20 protein-coding genes and 1 pseudogene are annotated in these 19649 nt (G+C 62.5%); 5 read left to right on the top strand and 16 right to left on the bottom strand.

What is annotated here, in order from left to right; translation table 11 throughout:
- Window positions 1-17: 17 nt before the first annotated feature.
- From EN845_RS24485 to trmFO, 3 genes are all read left to right on the top strand, one after another.
- The gene (locus EN845_RS24485; protein ID WP_013531315.1) at window positions 18-158 is read left to right on the top strand and encodes a DUF1127 domain-containing protein; all 141 of its coding nucleotides are present in this window, start codon (window positions 18-20) and stop codon (window positions 156-158) included.
- A 49-nt stretch (window positions 159-207) separates the two neighbouring features.
- A complete protein-coding gene (locus EN845_RS24480) occupies window positions 208-348 on the top strand; it encodes a DUF1127 domain-containing protein (RefSeq protein WP_013895120.1) in 141 nt (46 codons plus the stop codon).
- A gap of 566 nt (window positions 349-914) precedes the next feature.
- On the top strand, window positions 915-2327 hold the full coding sequence (gene trmFO / locus EN845_RS24475) for a methylenetetrahydrofolate--tRNA-(uracil(54)-C(5))-methyltransferase (FADH(2)-oxidizing) TrmFO (RefSeq protein WP_127279882.1): 1413 nt from the start codon (window positions 915-917) through the stop codon (window positions 2325-2327).
- Window positions 2328-2356: 29 nt separating this feature from the next.
- Here trmFO and EN845_RS24470 read toward each other — a convergent pair.
- The 5 genes and pseudogenes from EN845_RS24470 to yajC form a co-directional block, all read right to left on the bottom strand.
- Window positions 2357-2667 (bottom strand): annotated as a pseudogene (locus tag EN845_RS24470) (sterol desaturase family protein); the annotation flags it as partial.
- A gap of 139 nt (window positions 2668-2806) precedes the next feature.
- Entirely contained in the window at window positions 2807-3655 is an 849-nt protein-coding gene (locus tag EN845_RS24465; RefSeq protein ID WP_167531453.1) for a phytoene/squalene synthase family protein, read from the bottom strand.
- A gap of 1 nt (window position 3656) precedes the next feature.
- A complete protein-coding gene (locus EN845_RS24460) occupies window positions 3657-4049 on the bottom strand; it encodes an Mth938-like domain-containing protein (protein WP_127872650.1) in 393 nt (130 codons plus the stop codon).
- A 26-nt stretch (window positions 4050-4075) separates the two neighbouring features.
- Window positions 4076-6625, bottom strand: coding sequence for a protein translocase subunit SecDF (gene secDF / locus EN845_RS24455; RefSeq protein WP_127872651.1), 2550 nt, complete (start codon window positions 6623-6625; stop codon window positions 4076-4078).
- A gap of 51 nt (window positions 6626-6676) precedes the next feature.
- Window positions 6677-7018 carry a preprotein translocase subunit YajC gene (yajC, locus tag EN845_RS24450; protein ID WP_010909882.1) on the bottom strand — a complete coding sequence of 114 codons (342 nt, stop codon included), beginning with the start codon at window positions 7016-7018 and terminating at the stop codon, window positions 6677-6679.
- Between the two features lie 289 nt (window positions 7019-7307).
- Between yajC and EN845_RS24445 the strand changes: the two genes are divergently transcribed.
- Window positions 7308-8198, top strand: a complete 891-nt coding sequence (locus EN845_RS24445) for an ATP-binding protein (RefSeq protein ID WP_127872652.1) — start codon at window positions 7308-7310, stop codon at window positions 8196-8198.
- A gap of 28 nt (window positions 8199-8226) precedes the next feature.
- On the opposite strand, the gene EN845_RS24440 is transcribed toward EN845_RS24445, so the two are convergent.
- Window positions 8227-9048, bottom strand: a complete 822-nt coding sequence (locus tag EN845_RS24440) for an AraC family transcriptional regulator (RefSeq protein ID WP_127872653.1) — start codon at window positions 9046-9048, stop codon at window positions 8227-8229.
- Between the two features lie 113 nt (window positions 9049-9161).
- On the opposite strand from EN845_RS24440, the gene EN845_RS24435 reads away from it, so the two are divergent.
- Complete coding sequence (locus EN845_RS24435) at window positions 9162-10052, top strand: NAD-dependent epimerase/dehydratase family protein (protein ID WP_127872654.1); 891 nt, start codon at window positions 9162-9164, stop codon at window positions 10050-10052.
- A 112-nt stretch (window positions 10053-10164) separates the two neighbouring features.
- Here the strand turns inward: EN845_RS24435 and EN845_RS24430 are convergent, their stop codons facing one another.
- The 10 genes from EN845_RS24430 to nagZ all read right to left on the bottom strand — a co-directional run bounded on the left by EN845_RS24430 (window position 10165) and on the right by nagZ (window position 19513).
- The gene (locus EN845_RS24430; RefSeq protein ID WP_127872655.1) at window positions 10165-11697 is read right to left on the bottom strand and encodes a peptidoglycan DD-metalloendopeptidase family protein; all 1533 of its coding nucleotides are present in this window, start codon (window positions 11695-11697) and stop codon (window positions 10165-10167) included.
- A 166-nt stretch (window positions 11698-11863) separates the two neighbouring features.
- Window positions 11864-12523, bottom strand: a complete 660-nt coding sequence (locus EN845_RS24425) for a protein-L-isoaspartate(D-aspartate) O-methyltransferase (protein WP_127872656.1) — start codon at window positions 12521-12523, stop codon at window positions 11864-11866.
- A complete protein-coding gene (surE, locus tag EN845_RS24420; protein WP_127281111.1) occupies window positions 12520-13278 on the bottom strand; it encodes a 5'/3'-nucleotidase SurE in 759 nt (252 codons plus the stop codon). The genes EN845_RS24425 and surE overlap by 4 nt, the downstream gene beginning before the upstream one ends.
- Entirely contained in the window at window positions 13278-14750 is a 1473-nt protein-coding gene (serS, locus tag EN845_RS24415; RefSeq protein WP_127872657.1) for a serine--tRNA ligase, read from the bottom strand. Before serS ends, surE begins: the two co-directional genes overlap by 1 nt.
- Window positions 14751-14849: 99 nt before the next feature.
- On the bottom strand, window positions 14850-15725 hold the full coding sequence (gene tatC / locus EN845_RS24410) for a twin-arginine translocase subunit TatC (RefSeq protein ID WP_127872658.1): 876 nt from the start codon (window positions 15723-15725) through the stop codon (window positions 14850-14852).
- Window positions 15722-16432, bottom strand: a complete 711-nt coding sequence (gene tatB, locus EN845_RS24405; protein ID WP_127872659.1) for a Sec-independent protein translocase protein TatB — start codon at window positions 16430-16432, stop codon at window positions 15722-15724. The genes tatC and tatB overlap by 4 nt, the downstream gene beginning before the upstream one ends.
- Window positions 16433-16462: 30 nt before the next feature.
- Window positions 16463-16684, bottom strand: a complete 222-nt coding sequence (locus tag EN845_RS24400; RefSeq protein ID WP_015317533.1) for a twin-arginine translocase TatA/TatE family subunit — start codon at window positions 16682-16684, stop codon at window positions 16463-16465.
- Window positions 16685-16863: 179 nt separating this feature from the next.
- Window positions 16864-17631, bottom strand: coding sequence for an SMC-Scp complex subunit ScpB (gene scpB / locus EN845_RS24395; protein ID WP_127280243.1), 768 nt, complete (start codon window positions 17629-17631; stop codon window positions 16864-16866).
- Window positions 17628-18431 (bottom strand): ScpA family protein, encoded by an 804-nt coding sequence (locus EN845_RS24390; protein ID WP_127872728.1) that lies wholly within the window; start codon window positions 18429-18431, stop codon window positions 17628-17630. The genes scpB and EN845_RS24390 overlap by 4 nt, the downstream gene beginning before the upstream one ends.
- 62 nt (window positions 18432-18493) lie before the next feature.
- A complete protein-coding gene (gene nagZ, locus EN845_RS24385) occupies window positions 18494-19513 on the bottom strand; it encodes a beta-N-acetylhexosaminidase (protein ID WP_027146796.1) in 1020 nt (339 codons plus the stop codon).
- Window positions 19514-19649: the final 136 nt, after the last annotated feature.

Below are 19649 nucleotides of genomic sequence, written 5' to 3'. Positions count from 1 at the left end.
ACGAAACGAGAACTACCATGAACTTGATCCGCAACTACCGCAACTGGCGCCGCTACCGGGACACCGTTTCCGAGCTGAGCCGCCTGAGCAACCGTGAACTGACCGACCTCGGCATCAGCCGCAGCGACATTCCTTACGTCGCTCGCAAGGCGGTCTAATTCTTCGGACCGCGAATGGTCCGAACCAGTTTTGAAAAAGAGAACGACAATGAACCTGATCCGCAACTATCGTAACTGGCGCGTTTATCGCGAGACGGTTACCGAGCTGGGTCGCCTTTCGAACCGCCAGCTGCATGATCTCGGTATCGTCCGCGACGAAATCAAGATCGTCGCCCGCAGGGCGATCTAACAGAATTTCGCTTGGGTCGACCTCCTCCCCGACCTCAAGCGAATACGGTCAGCCCTTACCTCCTCCCAAGGGTTGACCACCAAAACGGCGCCCGCCGCACCTCCTCCCGCGGCGGGCGTTGTTTCCCAGGGGCAAACGAATTTGCCCAAGAGGCTTCGCCCTCTTTAAAAATGCGAAAAGAATTTCGTCAAAGCCGACCTCCTCCCCGGCGATGACGAATAGGCCCAACCTTCACCTCCTCCCGAGGGTTTGGCCACTCAAACGGCGCCCGCCGCACCTCCTCCCGCGGCGGGCGTTGTTTCCCTAGGGCAAAATGAAATTGCCCCAGAGGCTTCGCCCTCTTTAATAATGCGAAAGGAATTTCGTCTGAGCCGACCTCCTCCCCGGCGATGACGAATACGGTCGATCTTCACCTCCTCCCGAGGGTCGCCCCAAAAAACGACACCCGCCGGACCTCCTCCCCCGGCGGGTGTTGTTGTTTTCAGGCGGAGGCTTTCCCGACCAGCGTTCGCGTTACCGCCGCGCGACAATTGCAATCGCGACGGCAAGCGATTATTCCGGCGGCCATGAGCAAAAATCCAATCCACATCATCGGCGGCGGCCTCGCCGGTTCCGAAGCGGCATGGCAGGCGGCGCAAGCCGGCGTTCCCGTCATCCTGCATGAAATGCGCCCGGTTCGCGGCACCGACGCCCACAAGACAGACGGCCTGGCCGAACTGGTCTGTTCCAATTCCTTCCGCTCCGACGATGCCGAAAACAACGCCGTTGGCCTTCTGCACGCCGAAATGCGGCTGGCGGGCTCCTTGATCATGAGTGCCGGCGACGCCAACCAGGTGCCGGCCGGGGGCGCGCTGGCCGTCGACCGCGACGGTTTCTCCGAGGCGGTGACCAAAAAGCTCGAGGCGCATCCGCTGATCACGATACAGCGTGAGGAAGTGCCAGGGCTGCCGCCGGCGGAGTGGGACCAGGCGATCATCGCCACCGGGCCGCTGACCGCACCGTCGCTTGCCCAATCAATCGCCGAGGCGACCGGCGCCGATGCGCTGGCCTTCTTCGACGCCATCGCGCCGATCATCCATTTCGACACGATCGATATGGATACCTGCTGGTTCCAGTCGCGCTACGACAAGGTCGGGCCTGGCGGCACCGGCAAGGACTACATCAACTGTCCGATGGACAAGGACCAATATCTCGCCTTCGTACAGGCGCTGATCGACGGCCAGAAGACCGAATTCAAGCAGTGGGAAGGCACGCCCTATTTCGACGGCTGCCTGCCGATCGAGATCATGGCCGAGCGCGGCGTCGAAACGCTGCGCTACGGACCGATGAAGCCGATGGGCTTGACCAACGCGCACAATCCGACCGTGAAGGCCTATGCCGTGGTGCAGTTGCGCCAGGACAATGCGCTGGGCACGCTCTACAACATGGTCGGCTTCCAGACCAAGCTGAAGCACGCCGAGCAGGTGCGTATTTTCCGCACTATTCCGGGCCTGGAAAACGCCGACTTCGCCCGCCTCGGCGGCCTGCACCGCAACACCTACATCAACTCGCCGACCTTGCTCGACGCCTCGCTGCAGCTGAAGTCGCGGCCCGGCCTGCGTTTTGCCGGCCAGATCACCGGCTGCGAAGGCTATGTCGAAAGTGCGGCCATCGGCCTGCTCGCCGGGCGCTTTGCCGCAGCCGAGCGGCTTGGCCACGCACCGTCCCTGCCGCCGCTCACCACGGCCTTCGGCGCGCTGCTCAACCACATCACCGGCGGCCATATCGTTTCCGACGACGAACCGGGCAAACGCTCCTTCCAGCCGATGAACGTCAATTTCGGCCTGTTCCCGCCCGTCGAAGCGCCGAAGACCGAAGGCAAGCGCATGCGCGGCAAGGACAAAACCGTGGCCAAACGGCATGCGATCACGTCGCGAGCGCGGAGTGACTGTCGACAGTGGCTGGGTTTGCCGGCGGAGACGGCTCAGGCGGCGGAGTAGCGGACAGCGCGATCAGTCCTCAGGCGATATTATTCCGCGGCCTCGAGGCCTGCCGCCGGCAGTCCCGGCTTGCCCGCCTCCCCCGGATTCCTCCGAACATAAGCCGCCTTCCGGCTCTCCGACGTGTCGCGCGACCGTCATGGCTCCATCCTGGCGGCTTGATGAGGTAGTTCAGGCGCTCTCGAAGCGTCAGCCCAGGCGCGAACGCAACCCGGAACATGCCGATCCATTCATGAAACGCCACCTTCAGCGGGTTGAAGGTGCCCAGGTTCTTGACGATCCCGTAGCGCGGCCGGTCTTCTTCCAGCTCCTCGACGAAGGTGCTGAACATGCGGTCCCACGGCGGCAACCGACAGCGCAATGCCGAGCACGACGATCGCAACCAGCACGGACAAGCTCATCGATTTCCTCCCGGCCGGCCTGTCGTCTTCGGCGACAGTTCTCGGCAGGCGGACTCCTTAACACGATTGACGTTTACGTCAAAGTGCCGGCCAGCCCTTGCCTGCACGACGCAGCAGCAACCAATGCCGGCGCAACGCCGACAGCCGTGCCACGCCGCCGAGCGGTGAGTGGCGCGAGCCTTCCATCTTGGCGAGATAGGCGCGTGACAGCGCCAGCGGCAGGAATGCCGAACGCAACGACCCCGGCAGCGCCGCAGCGCCTTGCTCGAAGGCCGACAGGTGTTCGCGCGCCAGCGCGATCATCGCCGCCACCGCGCGCCGGGCACCAGGCCCGCCGTCGCCGGCAACAAATTCTTCCGGCGACGAGCCCGCCGCCGCCAGGATGTCGGCCGGGATAAAACACTGTCCACGCCTGCGGTGCAGCGGCAACAGAAGCAAAAGCCCCGTAATCGCCTGCGCACAACCCGCCCTGCCCGCCAGTTCGGCAAACCCTGGCGCCTCGGCGGGATCAAGCACCATCGCCGCGAGCTGGATGAGGGCGGCCGCCGTCTCGCCGCAATAGCCCTCCAGATCGGTGCGAGATGGCATCGGGTCGTCGTAGAGATCGAAGATGCGCGCCTCGAGCATGTTCTCGAAGGCCAGTTTTGGCAGTTTGAACGCTGTAATGGTGAGGTTCAAGGCGTCGGCAACGGGATGGCCCGCGCCCGCCTCACCGCCGGCGGCAATGACATCGCGCCACCATTGCAGCCGCACCTCGCCGGGTAACGGCTCATGGATGCGATCACGGATGCCGGCGATCTCGGCATTGAAGGCGTAGAGCGAAAACAGCGCGTCGCGCTTGTCGGCAGGCGCGTAGAGCGCGGTGAGATACCTGTCATGGTCGGCGGCGCGCACCGCGTCCATGACGATTTTGGCGTTCTGCAACATATCAATCGACGGCGATGAGCGCCGCGGCCACGGCGCGGTCTTCCGCCAGAAGGACATTGTAGGTCCGGACCGCGGCCCCGGTCGACATCGGGTCGGACGTTATGCCGGCCTCTTTCAGCGCCGCCCGCAGCGCCGCCGGCAAGGGCCGCAAATCCCTGCCCATGCCGACCAGCAGGATCTCGACCTTGTCGGCTTCCGCCAGAAGCTTGTCGAAATCCGCGACGGTCAGCGCCAGGGGATTTGCCGGCTCCCAGCCATGGATGCCCGTGGGCAAGCAGAGCAGCGAGCCGCGATGCGACATGTCGGCAAAGCGAAACCCGCCATTGCCATAGGCCTCGATCGGCGCGCGGCCGGGGAAATGCGCCTCGCGGATGACGATGCCTTTGCCGGTCACCACTCTGTCACCCTTCGGGCCGCGCGTCAGGTCGCGACGGCCTTGCCGCCGTTCACCGGCTTTTCCTCATCGGCCGAAGCCTGCGGCCGCAGCTTGAACAGGATCAGCAACGGCGCCGCGATGAAGATCGACGAATAGGTACCGAACACGACGCCGAACAGCATCGCCAAGGTAAAGGAGCGGATCACTTCGCCGCCAAACAACACCAGCGCCAGCAGCGCCAAGCTGGTCGTCACCGACGTCAGCGTCGTTCTCGACAACGTCTCGTTGATGGCGTTGTTCAGCAGCTGCGGTAGAGGCATTCGCTTGTATTTTCGCAGATCCTCACGGACGCGGTCATAGACGACGATCGTGTCGTTCAGCGAATAGCCGATGATGGTCAGGATCGCCGCCAACGACGACTGGTTGAATTCGAGCCCGGTGATGACGAAGAAGCCGAGCGTCATGACCACATCGTGCACCGTCGCGACAATGGCGCCGACCGCGAACTGCCATTCGAAGCGGAACCAGACATAGACCAGGATGCCGACCAGCGCGACGATCATGGCTATCGTGCCTTGCTTGGCCAGTTCGCCGGAAACCGTCGGGCCCACCACTTCGACACGGCGGAAATTATACTGGTCCTGCAGCTCGCCGCGCACCTTGTCGATCACGGTCTGCTCGGCATTTTCACCCGCGTCTTGTGTGCCGACGCGGATCAACACGTCGTTGGGTGCACCGAACTGCTGCACCTGGACTTCGCCGATGTTCAGTTCCGTCAATCTGCCGCGGATGTCGGCGAGATCGGCATTGCCCGACTTGGATTGTACCTCGATCAGCGAACCGCCCTTGAAATCGATGCCGTAATTGATGCCGGCGCTCATAAACAGCACCACGGACAGTATCGACAAGGTGCTCGACAGCGCGAACGTCCACCGCCGGATACCCATGAACGGAATTTTCGTGCCGGGTGGAATGAAGGTCACCGGTGCCTTCGGCAATTCCTTCGGACGGGCGCGGCGCAGCCAGATCGACACCAGCAGGCGGGTGAAGGTGAAAGCGGTGAAGACCGTGGTCAGGATGCCGATGGCATAGGTGATGGCAAAGCCCTTCACCGGTCCGGTACCGAGATAGAACAGCACCACTGTCGCAATCAGCGACGTGACGTTGGAATCGACGATGGTCGCCAGCGCCTTCGAGAAGCCGGTGTCGATCGCCTGGATCACCGAGCGGCCGGCTCGTCGCTCCTCGCGGATACGCTCGTAGATCAGCACGTTGGAATCGACCGCCATGCCGATGGTCAGCACGATACCGGCGATACCGGGCAAAGTCAGCGTCGCGCCAAGCAGCGACAGCAGCCCGACGATCATCGCCACGTGCACCGCCAGCGCGATGTTGGCGAGGAAGCCAAGGAAGCCGTAGGCGACGAACATGAACGCCACGACGAGGATCGAACCGATGATGCCGGCGACCTTGCCGGCATGGATCGAATCCTGGCCCAGGCCCGGACCGACGGTGCGTTCCTCGATGACGGTCAATGTCGCGGGCAGCGCGCCGGCGCGCAGCAGCACGGCGAGGTCGTTGGCGCTCTGGGCAGTGAAATTACCGGAGATCTGGCCGGTACCGCCAAGGATCGGCTCGCGAATCTGCGGCGCCGAGATCACCTGGTTGTCGAGGATGATGGCGAACAGCTTGCCGACATTCTGCGCGGTGGCCTGGCCGAAGCGGGCAGCGCCCTTCGAATCGAAGCGGAACGAAACCACCGGCTCGTTGTTCTGCGAATTGTATGTCGCCTGTGCGTCGACGAGGTTTTCACCCGATACGATGACGCGGTTCTCGATCAGGTATGGAACCGGCGGATCGTCCTGCGAATAGAGCACCGAAGAACCGGCCGGCGGGCGTCCCCTGAGCGCATCCTGCACCGGCATCGACTGGTCGACCATCTGGAAGGTCAGCTTCGCGGTCTGGCCGAGGATTTCCTTCAGCCGCTGCGGATCCTGCAGGCCGGGCACCTGGACAAGGATGCGGTCGTCGCCCTGCCGCTGCACGATGGGCTCGGTCGTGCCGAGTTCGTTGACGCGGCGCTCGACCACTTCGATCGACTGCGCCAATGCGGTCGATGTGCGGTACTTGATACCGGCGTCGGTGACGGTGAACTTGAGCAGCCCCGGCTCGGAATCGTCGAGCGACATTTCCTGGATGGAGCCGCCTGTGAACAAGCCGGCTGCGACAGGATCGGTCAAGCTCTTCAACGCTTTCTTGGCGGCATCGAGCTGAGCGGGATCGGTGATGCGGACCTGCAGGGTCTTGCCGGTACCGGCAAGACCCGTATAGCCGATCTTGGCATCGCGCAGCAGTGTGCGGATTTCATCGCGCGTCGTCTCGAGCCGATCCTTGATCAGATCGTTCTGGTTCATCTCCAGCAGGATGTGCGAGCCGCCCTGGAGATCGAGGCCGAGTGTCATCTGCCGCTTCGGCACCCAGCTGGGGAGCTGGGCGAGCGTGCTGGCGGGGAACAGATTCGGCGCGGCGAGGACCACTGTGGCGGCCACGGCCAGCCAGATCAGGATCATCTTGAAGCGCGAGAAATAAAGCATATGGCGTCGTCCGTCAGAGCGTGTCCGCGGATCGCTCCGCCTGGAATTTGGTTATTTCTTGGCGTTCTGGTTGGCGACCGGTTCGCCCTTGACGCGCACGTCGGCAATCGTCGAGCGCAGCGCCGTCACCTTGGTGCCGCCACCAAGGTCGATCTCGAGTTCGTTGTCGTCGATCACTTTCGTCACCTTGCCGACGAAACCGCCGCCGGTGACGACCGTGTCGCCGCGGCGAACCGCCGCCAGCATCTCGCCGCGCTTCTTCAGCTGCGTGCGCTGCGGGCGGATGATCAGAAAATACATGATCACGAAAATCAGGACAAACGGCAAAATGCTGATGAACATATCGGGAGAGGCGCCGCCGATGCCTTGGGCGTATGCCGGTGTCACGAACATCGAGGTACTCCTGAATTTTGAAAACAGCCGCCAAACCGTCTTGTGGAATTTGGCGGCCCCTAGAAATTTGGCCGGAATATAGTCGGTAAAGTTGTCAATGCAACTGCGCGACCGGGCAAATCCGCCGCTTTTCCGGCCTGTTTAGCCGTGTTAGAGCAGGATCGCGAAAAGCGCGAGCCGGTTTTCGGAAAAGATCACGTTCGAACAAATGGTTGCAACCGGTTTCGAAACCGCCGGAATCGAACCGGGTCCGCCTGCCACTGCAAAAACCAAAGCAAAAAGACCTGATATGACCGATACCAGCATCGATGCCTTGAACCAGAAACTCGACCGCCTGATCGAAGCGGTCGGCCGCCTCGCTCCGCCGCCGGTCCCTGAAACCGACCTCGACGTGGCCGACTGCTTCGTCTGGCAGGCCGATCCCGGCTATCTGGAGCCGGTGCGCAAGGTCAATCGCGTCGACATCGGCCTGATCCGCGGCGTCGACCGCGTCCGCGACATCCTCGTCGACAACACCGAGCGCTTCGCCGCCGGCTTCGCCGCCAATAACGTCCTGTTGTGGGGCGCGCGCGGCATGGGCAAATCGTCGCTGGTCAAGGCCGTGCATGCCGAGATCAATGCCAAGGCCAAATCACAAAAGCCCAAGTCCGACCTGCCGCTCAAGCTGATCGAAATCCACCGCGAGGACATCGACACGCTGCCGAAGCTGATGAGCTTGCTGAAGGCGGCCCCTTTCCGCGTCATCCTGTTTTGCGACGACCTGTCCTTCGATCATGATGATACGTCCTACAAGTCGCTGAAGGCGGCGCTTGAAGGTGGCGTCGAGGGACGCCCGGCCAACGTCATCTTCTACGCCACATCGAACCGCCGTCACCTGTTGCCGCGCGACATGATCGACAATGAGCGCTCGACCGCCATCAACCCGTCCGAAGCGGTCGAGGAAAAGGTCTCGCTATCCGACCGTTTCGGCCTCTGGCTCGGCTTCCACAAATGTTCGCAGGACGAATATCTCGACATGGTCAACGGCTATGCCAGCCATCATGGCCTCGACATCGATCCCGAGCAGCTGCGCGCCGAAGCGCTGGAATGGGCAACGACGCGCGGCAGCCGCTCCGGCCGCGTCGCCTGGCAGTTCACGCAGGATTTGGCCGGCCGGCTTGGCAAGCCGTTGAAGGATTGATGCGTTTGATCGCGTCGCGGGCGCAACGTCATCCGGGCGGTTGAGCCCGTCGCAGATCGCCCGGCGTTTGGCCGATCTCGCGGCGCATCCAGTGCGCCAGGTGTGACTGGTGCGCGAAGCCGGTCAATTCCGCCACTTCGCTTGTGCTGAGATCGCCTCGCAACAGCAGAACGCGTGCGCGTTCGACGCGACGTCGCAACACGTAGCGGTGCAGGGTGACGCCCGTCGCCACCTTGAACCATGTCCGCAAATGCGAGCTGCTCGCGCCGGCAACCCGGCTTAGTCGATGCGTCGAAAGCGGCTCGTGGAGAGCCGCCTCGATGTACTCCAGCACGCGTTTCAGCTGGGTATCCGACAAACGGTTCGTTCGACCGATATCAGGTTCGCCGAGGCCAAGCAGCCTCACCGCCAGTGCGGCGCCAATGCTGTCGGCAAACAAAGGGTCACTCGGCGAGTTCGACTTCAATTCGCTCTCGAGCGCCCGGGCGAGATGTTCGATGCGCTGGTCACGAAGCAGGTGACGCGTGTCGAACCGCGCTGCTTGTGCCTTGCCGCCAAGTTCCGCCGCCACCCTTTCCATCAGCGCCGGCTGCAACGCAATCTCTATCGTGTCGAACGGGGTTTCGGCCTCGAAGCCGCCTTCCTGGCCGGCCGGCACCAAGTCGATATCACCGGCGCGCCTGACGAAATATCGTCCGACCTGATTGCAGTAGGAACGCGTCGCCGCGCTGGCATGCACCATGATGCGATGGTGTGGCGCCCGGGACAGACGATGGACGCCAGCTTCGACATGCCGGGAGGCCATTGTTACGTCGGACGCGGCTTGGGCCGAAGCGTATTGCGAACGCATGCTCTCTCGATTCATGGCAAAACCTGTTCAAGATTTGGCAATTCCCGCGCGATTTTCAATGCCGTGGACCTGTACTCACGCCTCTCCATCAAACCTGGAAGAGAGGCTATGCCATGAGTTTCTATGTTGTTGTCGGAGCCGGCCCGGTCGGTCGCGAAACCGCTCGCCTTCTTGGCGAGGAAGGACATGACGTCGTTCTCACCAGCCGAAGCGTCGGTTCGAACGGATTGCGGAATGTGCGGGCCGTACAAGCCGACGCCACCGATGCCTCGGACCTCGCGCGTGTCTGCCAAGGCGCCGATGCCATCTTCATGTGTGCCATGGCCACCTATCACAGGTGGCCGACCGACTTCTTCCCCATCATCGACGGTACCGTGCGCGCGGCCGAAACGGTGGGCGCCAAGCTCATCGTACTGGGAAACCTGTATGGCTATGGGGAAAATGCCGACAGCCCGCTTCGCTCCGACCTTTCCCTGGACCCGACTTCGAAGAAAGGAACCGCCAGGACGATCATGTGGCAGCGGGCGGTTCGGGCCAATGTACCGGCGATCGAAGTGCGGTCGAGCGACTATCTCGGACAAGGCGCCATCAGCTACTTCTCGCTGGTTGCGCTGCCTTCCATCATCGAGGGGAAACCCACCGCTTTCATTGGAAACCTCGATGCGACGCATGCCTGGGCCTTCACCAAGGACGTCGCCAGGACGCTTGTCGCGGCCTCCCGCTACACGGGCGAATGGGGGCGCGCGTTTCACGTTCCCTCGCAATACGCCTCACCCAGGGAGCTCATCCAGAAAACCGCTGCGATGCTTCGGCGAGAGATTTCAGAAACGCGTTCCTATTCCATCGCCGAGATGGAGGCATTGGGCATGCATGAGCTGATCGAGATGAGTTATCTTTTTGAGAACCCCTTATTGGTGGATTCTTCCGACGCGGAGGTCCTTCTCGGCATCAAGGCCAGCAGCCTCGAGGCCATGATCGCCGACACCCTGCGCGATCACCTTTGAGCCTTGAGCAACAGGCATCCGACAAAACTGAAAAAGCCCGCTCCTTTCGGGGCGGGCCTGAGCCGGCGGGCTGGACTGGAGGTCAGGCGGCCCGCAAATCGCTTTTTTTATTCTATTCGAGATAACCTGACGGGTCGACCGGAGCCGAGTTCTTGCGCACTTCGAAGTGCAGCTTCGGCGAGTCCGTCGTGCCGCTCATGCCGGACAGGGCAATTTCCTGGCCGCGCTTGACCTTCTGGCCGCGCTGCACCTCGATCGAGCTGGCGTGGCCATAGACGGTGACCAGACCATTCTCGTGGCGCACCAGCACCGTGTTGCCGAATTCCTTGAGCCCATCGCCGGCATAGATGACGACGCCGTTCTCGGCCGCCTTGACCGGCGTGCCTGACGGCACGGCGATGTCGACGCCGTCCTTGCCGGATCCGAAACCGGAAATCACCCGGCCGCGAACCGGCCAGCGCATCTTGCCGATCCCCGTGGCACCCGGTGCCACCGCGTCGTCGTCCTCAGCCTGCTGGATGACCTTCGCGTCCTTCTTCGGCGGCGTGTAGGAAGCCAGCGTTTCCGACGGCGTGGCCTTTGCCGCGGGCTGCGTGGTGGCCGTGGTCACCGGATCGATCTTGGCCGGCTTGGCGCTGGCGACTGTCGCCGTTCCGCCGGCCGGCACCTTCAGCGTCTGGCCAATCTTCAACAAGCCATCCTTCAAGCCATTGGCCTGCTTCAGCGCGACGACGCCGACACCGGTCTTCCTGGCGATCGAGGACATCGTGTCGCCCGACTGAACCGTGTAGGTACCGGCGGCGCCGGTTGCCTTGGCCGCCTGCGCCGGCTTGGGCTCCTTGGGCAGGCTCGCGGCGGCCGACGCATCGACCTGAGCGGCGGACTTGCCTTCCTTCAGCTTAGGTTGCTGCGGCAGCACGGCCACCTTGTCCGGCGCGGAAGCCGGGAGATCGTGCTTGCCGTCCTTCACCGGCTTTGCGTCGGCAACCTTCGGCTCGCTTTTGCTTGAATAGGCATAGGCCGGGATGACGATCTTCTGACCGGACTTCAGCCCCTTGGTCGGGCTCAGGCCATTCACCTTCATGATGACATCGGCCGGCACCTTGTAATGCGTCGCCAGGCCGGAAATGGTCTCGCCGTCCCTGACGACGATTTCGGTGGCGTGCGGCGTGCCTGCCTGGGCCATCTTCGGCTCGTCGGGCTGGGCATTCTTGAAAGGCTTCGCGGCCGGCGCGACAGTGCCGGTCGTCGTCCTGTCGACGTGAGGAGCGGGCCGAACCAGGGCCGGCGCCGATGCGACACGCACCGGATTGGCGGCAGGCGCGAGCGCTGGAGCCGGCTGCGCCTGCGCGGAAGCCGGCGGCGGCAATGGCCGGCTCGAAACCGGTTCGAGACTGGAGCGGCTCACCGACTGCGTGTGGGTGCCGTCGAGCGGTGCAGCCGAGACATCGCCCGGATAAGGTTGCGCCGCATCCTGTTTGTTGATGATGGCGCGCTGGTTGTTCGTCGAAGAGGTAAAGACGTCATCGACACTGTTGAACCGCGAAGCCTGGGAACTGCATCCGGCCGCCGCGCCCGCAATCATCAGAACAGCGCAGCCCCGCGCCAGATTGCGACTATTTGCCTTCAAAACACTGAGTTGCATCGCACTAACCCGCACAAAACGCTGCACCAACTGGACAGGATTAAAGCGCGTTAATGTTACTGGGCGGTTAACCCATTAGAATCCGACGAAAATTTTCTTAAAACATTTGAGGATGGTCAGCGATACGGATAGCTGGGCCGAAATGAGATCCGCAGCCTGTCCGAAACTAGATAACCGCTGCCATGCTGCGCAGGATTGGTTGCAGCCGCACCATGCCGATATCCTCGCGTTCGAAACGGCTGCCGACCTTGGTGAGCTTGGCCAGCACCTGCTCGCCCTCTTCCGGCCCGATCGGCGCGATGACGATGCCGCCGCTCGACAACTGGTCGAGCAGGAAGCGCGGCAGGCTGTCGAACGCCGCCCAGGCCACGATGCGGTCGAACGGCCCTTCATTGGGCAATCCGTTGGAGCCATCGGCCTGGCGCACGATGGCATTGCCGATGCCGAGCGCCTCGAAACGCTGCCGGGCTTGCTCGACCAGCGTCTTGTAGCGATCGACGGTCACAATGCGCGCCGCCAGCCGCGACATGACAGCCGATGTGTAGCCGGAACCGGTGCCGATCTCGAGCACACGGTTTCCCGTTTCGATGGCGAGTGCGGCGATCACCGCCGCCTGCATGTCGGCGCCTTCGATCGCTTCGCCGCATTCGATCGGCAGCATGCGATCCGACCAGGCGATCTGGTGGAACTGCGCCGCCAGGAAACCGCGCCGCGGTGTCGCTTCGAAAGCCGCGATCAGTGCCTTCGGCACCGTTCCCCTGCCGCGCAGGCGCAGCAGGAAAGCGGCAAATCCTTCGCGATCATCGATTGGAAAGCCTTGGTTCATGCAAGCGCCTTGCTCAGCTGGTCACGGATCTCATGCGCGGTAAGGTCAAGCTGCAACGGCGTTACCGACACCAGCCGGTTGCGCAAGGCAAAGAGGTCGGTGCCTTGTTTGCCTTCGACCGGCTCGCGGCCGAAGCGAAGCCAATAGTAAGGCAGGCCGCGCCCGTCTCGGCGCTCGTCGACCCACAGGCTGTGCACCAGCTTGCCCTGCGTGGTGACCACTGTGCCGGCCACCTCCTCGGGAAGGCAGTTGGGGAAATTGACGTTGAGCAGGACGCCGTCGGGCAATGGCGTCGCCACGAGCTTCTTCAGCAGCGCCGGCGCCAGCGCCTCGGTGGTCTCGTAAGGGACGACCCGGTCCTCGCCGACATAGCTGTAGCCCTGGCTGAGCGCGATCGACCTGATGCCGAGCAGCGCGCCTTCCATGGCGCCGGCGACGGTGCCGGAATAGGTCACGTCGTCGGCGATGTTGGCGCCCGAATTGATGCCGGACAGGATCAGGTCGGGTGCACCGGGCAGGATCTTCTTGACGCCCATGATGACGCAGTCGGTCGGCGTGCCGCGTACGGCAAAATGCTTCTCGCCGATTTTTCGCAACCGCAGCGGCTCCGAAATCGACAACGAATGCGCATAACCCGATTGGTCCTGTTCCGGCGCCACCACCCAGACATCGTCGGACAGTGTGCGGGCGACGCGTTCGAGCGACGCCAGGCCCTCGGCATGAATGCCGTCATCATTGGTCAGAAGGATACGCATTATTTCGATTCGATCTTTCCCAGACCGCCCATGTAAGGCCGCAGCACTTCAGGAATGGTTACGCTGCCATCCTCATTCTGGTAGTTTTCGATGACAGCAATAAGCGCGCGGCCGACAGCGGTGCCCGAACCGTTGAGCGTATGGACGAAACGGTTGCCCTTGCCATCCTTGTCCTTGTAGCGGGCATCCATGCGGCGCGCCTGGAAATCACCGCAGACCGAGCAGGACGAGATTTCGCGATAGGCGTTCTGGCCCGGCAGCCAGACCTCGATGTCATAGGTCTTGCGCGCGCCAAAACCCATGTCGCCGGTGCATAGCACCATGGTGCGGAACGGTAGCTCGAGCCGCTTCAGGACCTCCTCGGCGCATTGCGTCATCCGCTCGTGCTCGGCGAGCGAGGAGTCCTGGTCGGTGATCGACACCAGCTCGACCTTGTAGAACTGATGCTGGCGCAGCATGCCGCGCGTGTCGCGTCCCGCCGAGCCTGCCTCCGAACGGAAGCAAGGCGTCAGCGCGGTGTAGCGCAGCGGCAGCTTTTCGTGGGCGGTGATCTCTTCGCGCACGAGATTGGTCAGCGGCACTTCTGCTGTGGGGATAAGGTACCTTCGCTCGCGATCGTTGTAGAAAAGCCTCACCAACTTAGCGAGACCTTCGGTGGAGGCCTTCTGATCACTTTCTGAACCGTCAGCCTGAGTGATTTGCCGATTAGGCTGAAGGAACGCCGACACCTTGTCTCTAAAATCAAGAAGCCCTCGTGCTATGTCGTGTGATTGCACCTCCTTTGGGATGCCTGTTGAGAAAAGGTCCTCCTCAAATTTCGGCAACTGACCGGTGCCAAACATCACGTCGTCCTTCACCATCAACGGCGGGATGACCTCCTCATAGCCGTGTTCGGTCGTGTGCAGGTCGAGCATGAACTGGCCGATCGCGCGTTCCATCCGCGCCAGGCCGCCCTTCAGCACGGTGAAGCGCGAGCCCGACAGCTTTGCCGCACGCTCGAAATCCATCATGCCGAGCGCTTCGCCGATCTCGAAATGCTCCTTCACCCAGTTCGGCCGCGTCGGCGCCTTGCCGACAATATGCCTGACGACATTGTCGTGCTCGTCCTTGCCGACCGGAACGTCGTCGAGCGGCACATTGGGCAGCACCGCCAGCGCGTCGTTCAGCGCCTTGTCGAGCTCTCGCTCGCGCGCCTCGCCATTCTGGATAAAGGTCTTGATCTCGCCGACTTCGGCCTTGAGCTTTTCGGCAAGGGCAGCATCGCCCGAACGCATGGCATTGCCGATCTCCTTCGAGGCGGCGTTGCGGCGCTCCTGCTTGGTCTGCAGTTCGGTGACGTGCTCGCGCCGCGCCTCGTCCTTGGCAATCAGCCCGTCGACCGTGGATTGCGCCTCAGCCGACGGCCACGAGCGCTTGGTGAGCGCCTCGACGAGAGCCTTCGGGTTGTCGCGAATCCATTTGATATCAAGCATGGTTATCCGTCCTCAAGCTAGGCAGGAGGGCGTAAACCGCATCCTCGATCGATGCAAGATGAGGCGGGGCGGCGGTTGTCGTTTTCCGCCGCTGGCGTCTTACGAGGCAGCCGGGGCCGGAGGCTCGTCCGGCGCCTTGTCCGCCACGGTCTCGCCGGCTTCCTGCTTCTCGCGCGCCAGCCGCTGTTTTTCCTGATCCCGCTCGATCCATCGCGCGGCCCAGATGGAGACCTCGTAGAGAACGATGGTCGGAATGGCCAGGCCGATCTGGCTCATCGGATCCGGAGGTGTCAGCACCGCGGCCACGATGAAGGCGATGACGATCGCCCATTTACGTTTTTCCGCCAGCGCCTTGGACGACAGCATGCCGACACGCGTCATCAGGCTGGTCACCACCGGCAACTGGAACACCAGGCCGAAGGAGAAGATCAGCGTCATGATCAGGCTGAGATATTCCGACACTTTCGGCAGCAGGGAAATCTGTACCTGGTCGTCCGTGCCTACCTGCTGCATGGCGAGGAAGAACCACATCACCATCGGCGTGAAGAAGAAATAGACCAGCGAGGCGCCCATCAGGAACAGGATGGGCGATGCGATCAGGAACGGCAGGAAGGCATTGCGCTCGTTCTTGTAGAGGCCAGGCGCGATGAATTTGTAGATCTGCGTGGCGATCAGCGGAAAGGCAATGACCATGCCGCCGAACATGGCGAGCTTGACCTGCGTGAAGAAGAATTCCTGCGGCGCGGTGTAGATCAGCTCGACCTTGTGCGGGTCGAGCCCCGCCCATTTCGTCGCCCATTTGAACGGGACGACCAGAAGGTTGAACAGCCGCTTGGCGAAGAAGAAACAGACCAGGAAAGCGACGAAGAATCCGCCGAGCGACCAGATCAGCCGTCGGCGCAACTCGATGAGATGCTCGATCAGCGGCGCGGACGATTTCTCGATCTCGTCCTTTTCCTTGTCCGAAACGCTCACTTGGCGGCTCCAGCCGTCTTTTTGGTTGCCGGCTTCCTCGCCGGAACAGGCTTCGGTTCGGCTTTTGCTGACGCTTTGGCAGCAGTCGCCTTGGGTGTCGCTTTCGCCTTCACCGCGGGTGCGGCTTTTGCCGTCACGGCCTTCGCAGATGTCGAGGCCTTGGACGGCGCTTTCGCGGCCGGGGCCGTCTTGGCGGTTTTCTTGGCCGCAGCTGCCTTCGGCGCAACGGCAGGATCCGTGGATGCCGCCACAACCGATTCATCGGTCATCGCCGGGAAAATCGGGACTGGTGTCGTGGCTTCAGGCCCGTTGACACCAGGCATTTCAGTCGCGCCATTCTTCAACGGCTCGGCCGCCTGTGGCGTCGAAGCGGCAGGGGCCGACGGATCAGCGGCCGGCTTCGGCTTCATCGCGGCGTCGACACCGGCGCGCACATCGGCAGCCGCCTGCTCGAACGGATTGAGCTGCTTTCGGATTTCGGCAACCGGGCTCAGGCCCCTGAGCTCGTCGACCGACTTCTTCACGTCGTCGAGCTCGGCTTCCTTCAATGCCTCGTTGAACTGTTTCTGGAAGTCGGCGGCCATGGCGCGCAGCTTCGCCGTCGTGCGGCCGAAGGTGCGCAGCATGTTGGGCAAATCCTTCGGCCCGACGACCACGATCATGACGATCGCGATCACCAGCATTTCGGTCCAGCCGACTTCAAACATGGCAATCCGTTCCGACTAGAACTTCTTGGCTCAGCTCTTGCTGGCCTTTTCCTTCGCGGCCGAAACGGTCTCATCGGCACGGTGTTCGACGGTGCGCTTGTCGTCGGCAACGTCGTCGTCGGCCATGCCCTTCTTGAAGCTCTTGATGCCCTTGGCCATGTCGCCCATCAGCTCGGGAATCTTGCCGCGACCGAACACCAGAAGCACGATGACCAACACGATCATCCAGTGCCAAATCGAAAATGAACCCATAGCAAATCTCTCTCGAATGTTTTCCCTGGCGATGATCTATGCGTTTTCGCGTTGGGATTCAAACACAACCGCGACAGAGTTTATGAAAGGGTGTCGGATGTCACGCATTTTCAGCGATGCGGCCCGCTACCAAACGGCACATGTAAAGGTGCAAGACGGCTTTTGATAGGCGCTCGTGGTCAATCTTCCGTGACGCGCGGCGTCAGCAGACCGAGCTCCTCGAGATCGATGTCGGTCAGCGGATCCTCGTCCTCGGTCAGCGCGTCGGGATCGGCCGGCGGCTGCGGGATGGAGAAGTTCGACGGCATGCGGCCTGACAGCAGGCCGGCGCCCTTCAGTTCCTCCATACCCGGAAGATCGCGGATCTCTTCGAGCGCGAAATGATCGAGGAAGGTTTCGGTGGTGCCATAGGTGACGGGACGGCCGGGCGTTTTGCGCCGGCCGCGCATGCGCACCCATTCCGTCTCGAGCAGCGTATCCAGCGTCCCCTTCGAGGTCTCGACGCCTCTGATGTCCTCGATCTCGGCGCGCGTCACCGGCTGGTGATAGGCAATGATCGCCAGCACCTCGAGCGCCGCCCGCGACAGCTTGCGCTGCTGCACCGTATCGCGGCTCATCAGAAAGGCGAGGTCGCCAGCGGTGCGGAACGCCCAGGCGTCGCCGACCCGGACCAGATTGACGCCGCGCCGGGCGTAGATCTGCTGCAGCTCTGTCATGGCGAGGGTAAGATTGATGCCATCGGGAAGGCGTGCGGCAAGCTGCTTTTCGCTGACGGGTTCGGCGCTGGCGAACACGATCGCCTCGGCCATGCGCACGGCTTCCGCCAGATACAGCCGCTCGGCCGGGTTCTGTACCGGATTCCCGGCCGAGGCCTGGTCGATCTCGCCGTCTTCCGACTCATCATCCATCTTGAATGGGATAACCGAAGCGTTGGCGCGTTCGCTCATGATGCCACCTCGACTGCCTTGATTGTCTGTGCGCGGTGGTCGCGCAGATAGATCGGTGCGAACACCTCGTCCTGCCGCATATCCATCTTGCGCTCGCGCACCAGTTCCAGTGTGGCCGCGAACGAACTGGCGATCGCGGTGCGCCGCTCTTGCGGGCTGGTCAGATATTGGATGAGGAAGCTGTCGAGCGTCGTCCAGTCGCGCAGCGAGCCGATCAGCCGGGTAAGGATGTCGCGAGCGTCCTTGAGTGACCAGACGCCGCGCCTGGCGATCGTCACGTTGGTGATCGCCTGCTTCTGCCGCTGCTGCGCATACGCGGTCAGGAGATCGTAAAGCGACGCCGAATAGGTGTTGCGCTTCTCGATGATGACCATTTCCGGCATGCCGCGTGCGAACACGTCGCGGCCGAGCCGGTTGCGGTTGACCAGACGCGCCGACGCATCGCGCATGGCTTCGAGCCGCTTCAGCCGGAATTGCAGCACCGCCGCCAGTTCCTCGCCGCTTTCGCCCTCTTCGCCCGGCTGCTTGGGGATCAGGAGCTTCGATTTGAGGAAGGCCAGCCACGCCGCCATCACCAGATAGTCGGCGGCAAGTTCGAGCCGCAGCGCCCGCGCCGTCTCGACAAAGGTCAAATATTGCTCGACCAGCGCCAGGATGGAAATGCGCGCCAGATCGACCTTCTGGGTGCGGGCAAGGTGCAAGAGAAGATCGAGCGGGCCTTCGAAGCCGGCCACGTCGACGACCAGCGACGGGTCGCCCGTCAGCCGTGACTCATCGTTTTCGGCCCACAGGCGGTCCATCGGTGCAGCCTTCGCGGCCTTGCTTTCCAATGCTTCCGCCACTACCTGTCACTTCCTTTTTGCTAGGCCACCGCGTCGAAATAGGTGGCGAATTCGGCACGGATTTCGGTTTCTTCGGCCGCGTCGCGTTTGCTTATATAGGTCATCGCCCGCTTGGCACGCTCCAGCGACTTGCCTTCAAGCCCCGTGGTGCGCGATGCGATACCCGCCATCTCCTCAAAAACACCGTTGCAGTGAAGGACCAGATCGCAGCCCGCCGCAAGGATCGAGGCCGCCTTTGTCGGGAAATCCCCAGAAAGTGCCTTCATCGAGGTGTCGTCGCTCATCAGCAGTCCATCGAAGCCGATCTCGCGTCGAATGATCTCGTCGATGACCTTGCCGGAAGTCGTCGCCGGGTTCTTGGGATCGATCGCGCTGTAGACGACATGCGCGGTCATCGCCATCGGCAGATGGTTGAGCTCACGGAACGGAGCAAAATCGTGCCGCTGCAGATCGCTGAGCGAGGCGTCGACGACAGGCAGTTCGAAATGCGTATCGGCAAAGGCCCGGCCGTGCCCCGGAATATGCTTCATCACGGGCAGCACACCGCCCGACATCAGGCCCTCGGCCGCGGCGCGGCCAAGTTCGATGACCGGACGCGGATCCTTGCCATAGGCGCGCGCGCCGATGACATCGCTGGCCCCTTCGATCGGCACGTCGAGCACCGGCAGGCAATCCGCTGATATGCCGTAGCGCAGCAGGTCGAAGGCATGCAGCCGCGCCATCAGCCAGGCGGCGCGTGCGCCGGCGTCGTGATCGTCGCGCCACAGCGCCCCAAGCGCGCCGCCGGCCGGATAATTCGGCGCCAGTGGCGGCCGCAGGCGCTGTACCCTGCCACCTTCCTGGTCGATGAACACCAGCGCGTCCGGGCGCCCGATACAGTCACGCATTTCGGCGACCAGGTCGCGGATCTGCTCGGCCTCGCCAATGTTGCGGGCAAACAGGATGAAGGCCCACGGGCATTCATTGCGATAGAAATTGATTTCTTCGCGGGTGAGCGATTTCCCGGCACAGCCGAGGATCATGGATTTTGATTCGGTCATTTCAGGAGTCTAGGGCTTCGCGCTGTCAAAGGGAATCATCCCTGACCGCATGCGGCGGGCTGCAGGACATGTTCCACATGAAAAAGTCAGGCATATGAATATCGCCATATAAAAAGCCGGCGCGGCCCAGGGCCGC

The organism is Mesorhizobium sp. M8A.F.Ca.ET.202.01.1.1, assembly GCF_004791595.1.
In the GTDB taxonomy this organism is placed as follows: Bacteria; Pseudomonadota; Alphaproteobacteria; order Rhizobiales; family Rhizobiaceae; genus Mesorhizobium.
This window is presented reverse-complemented; position numbering and strand designations above follow the sequence as displayed.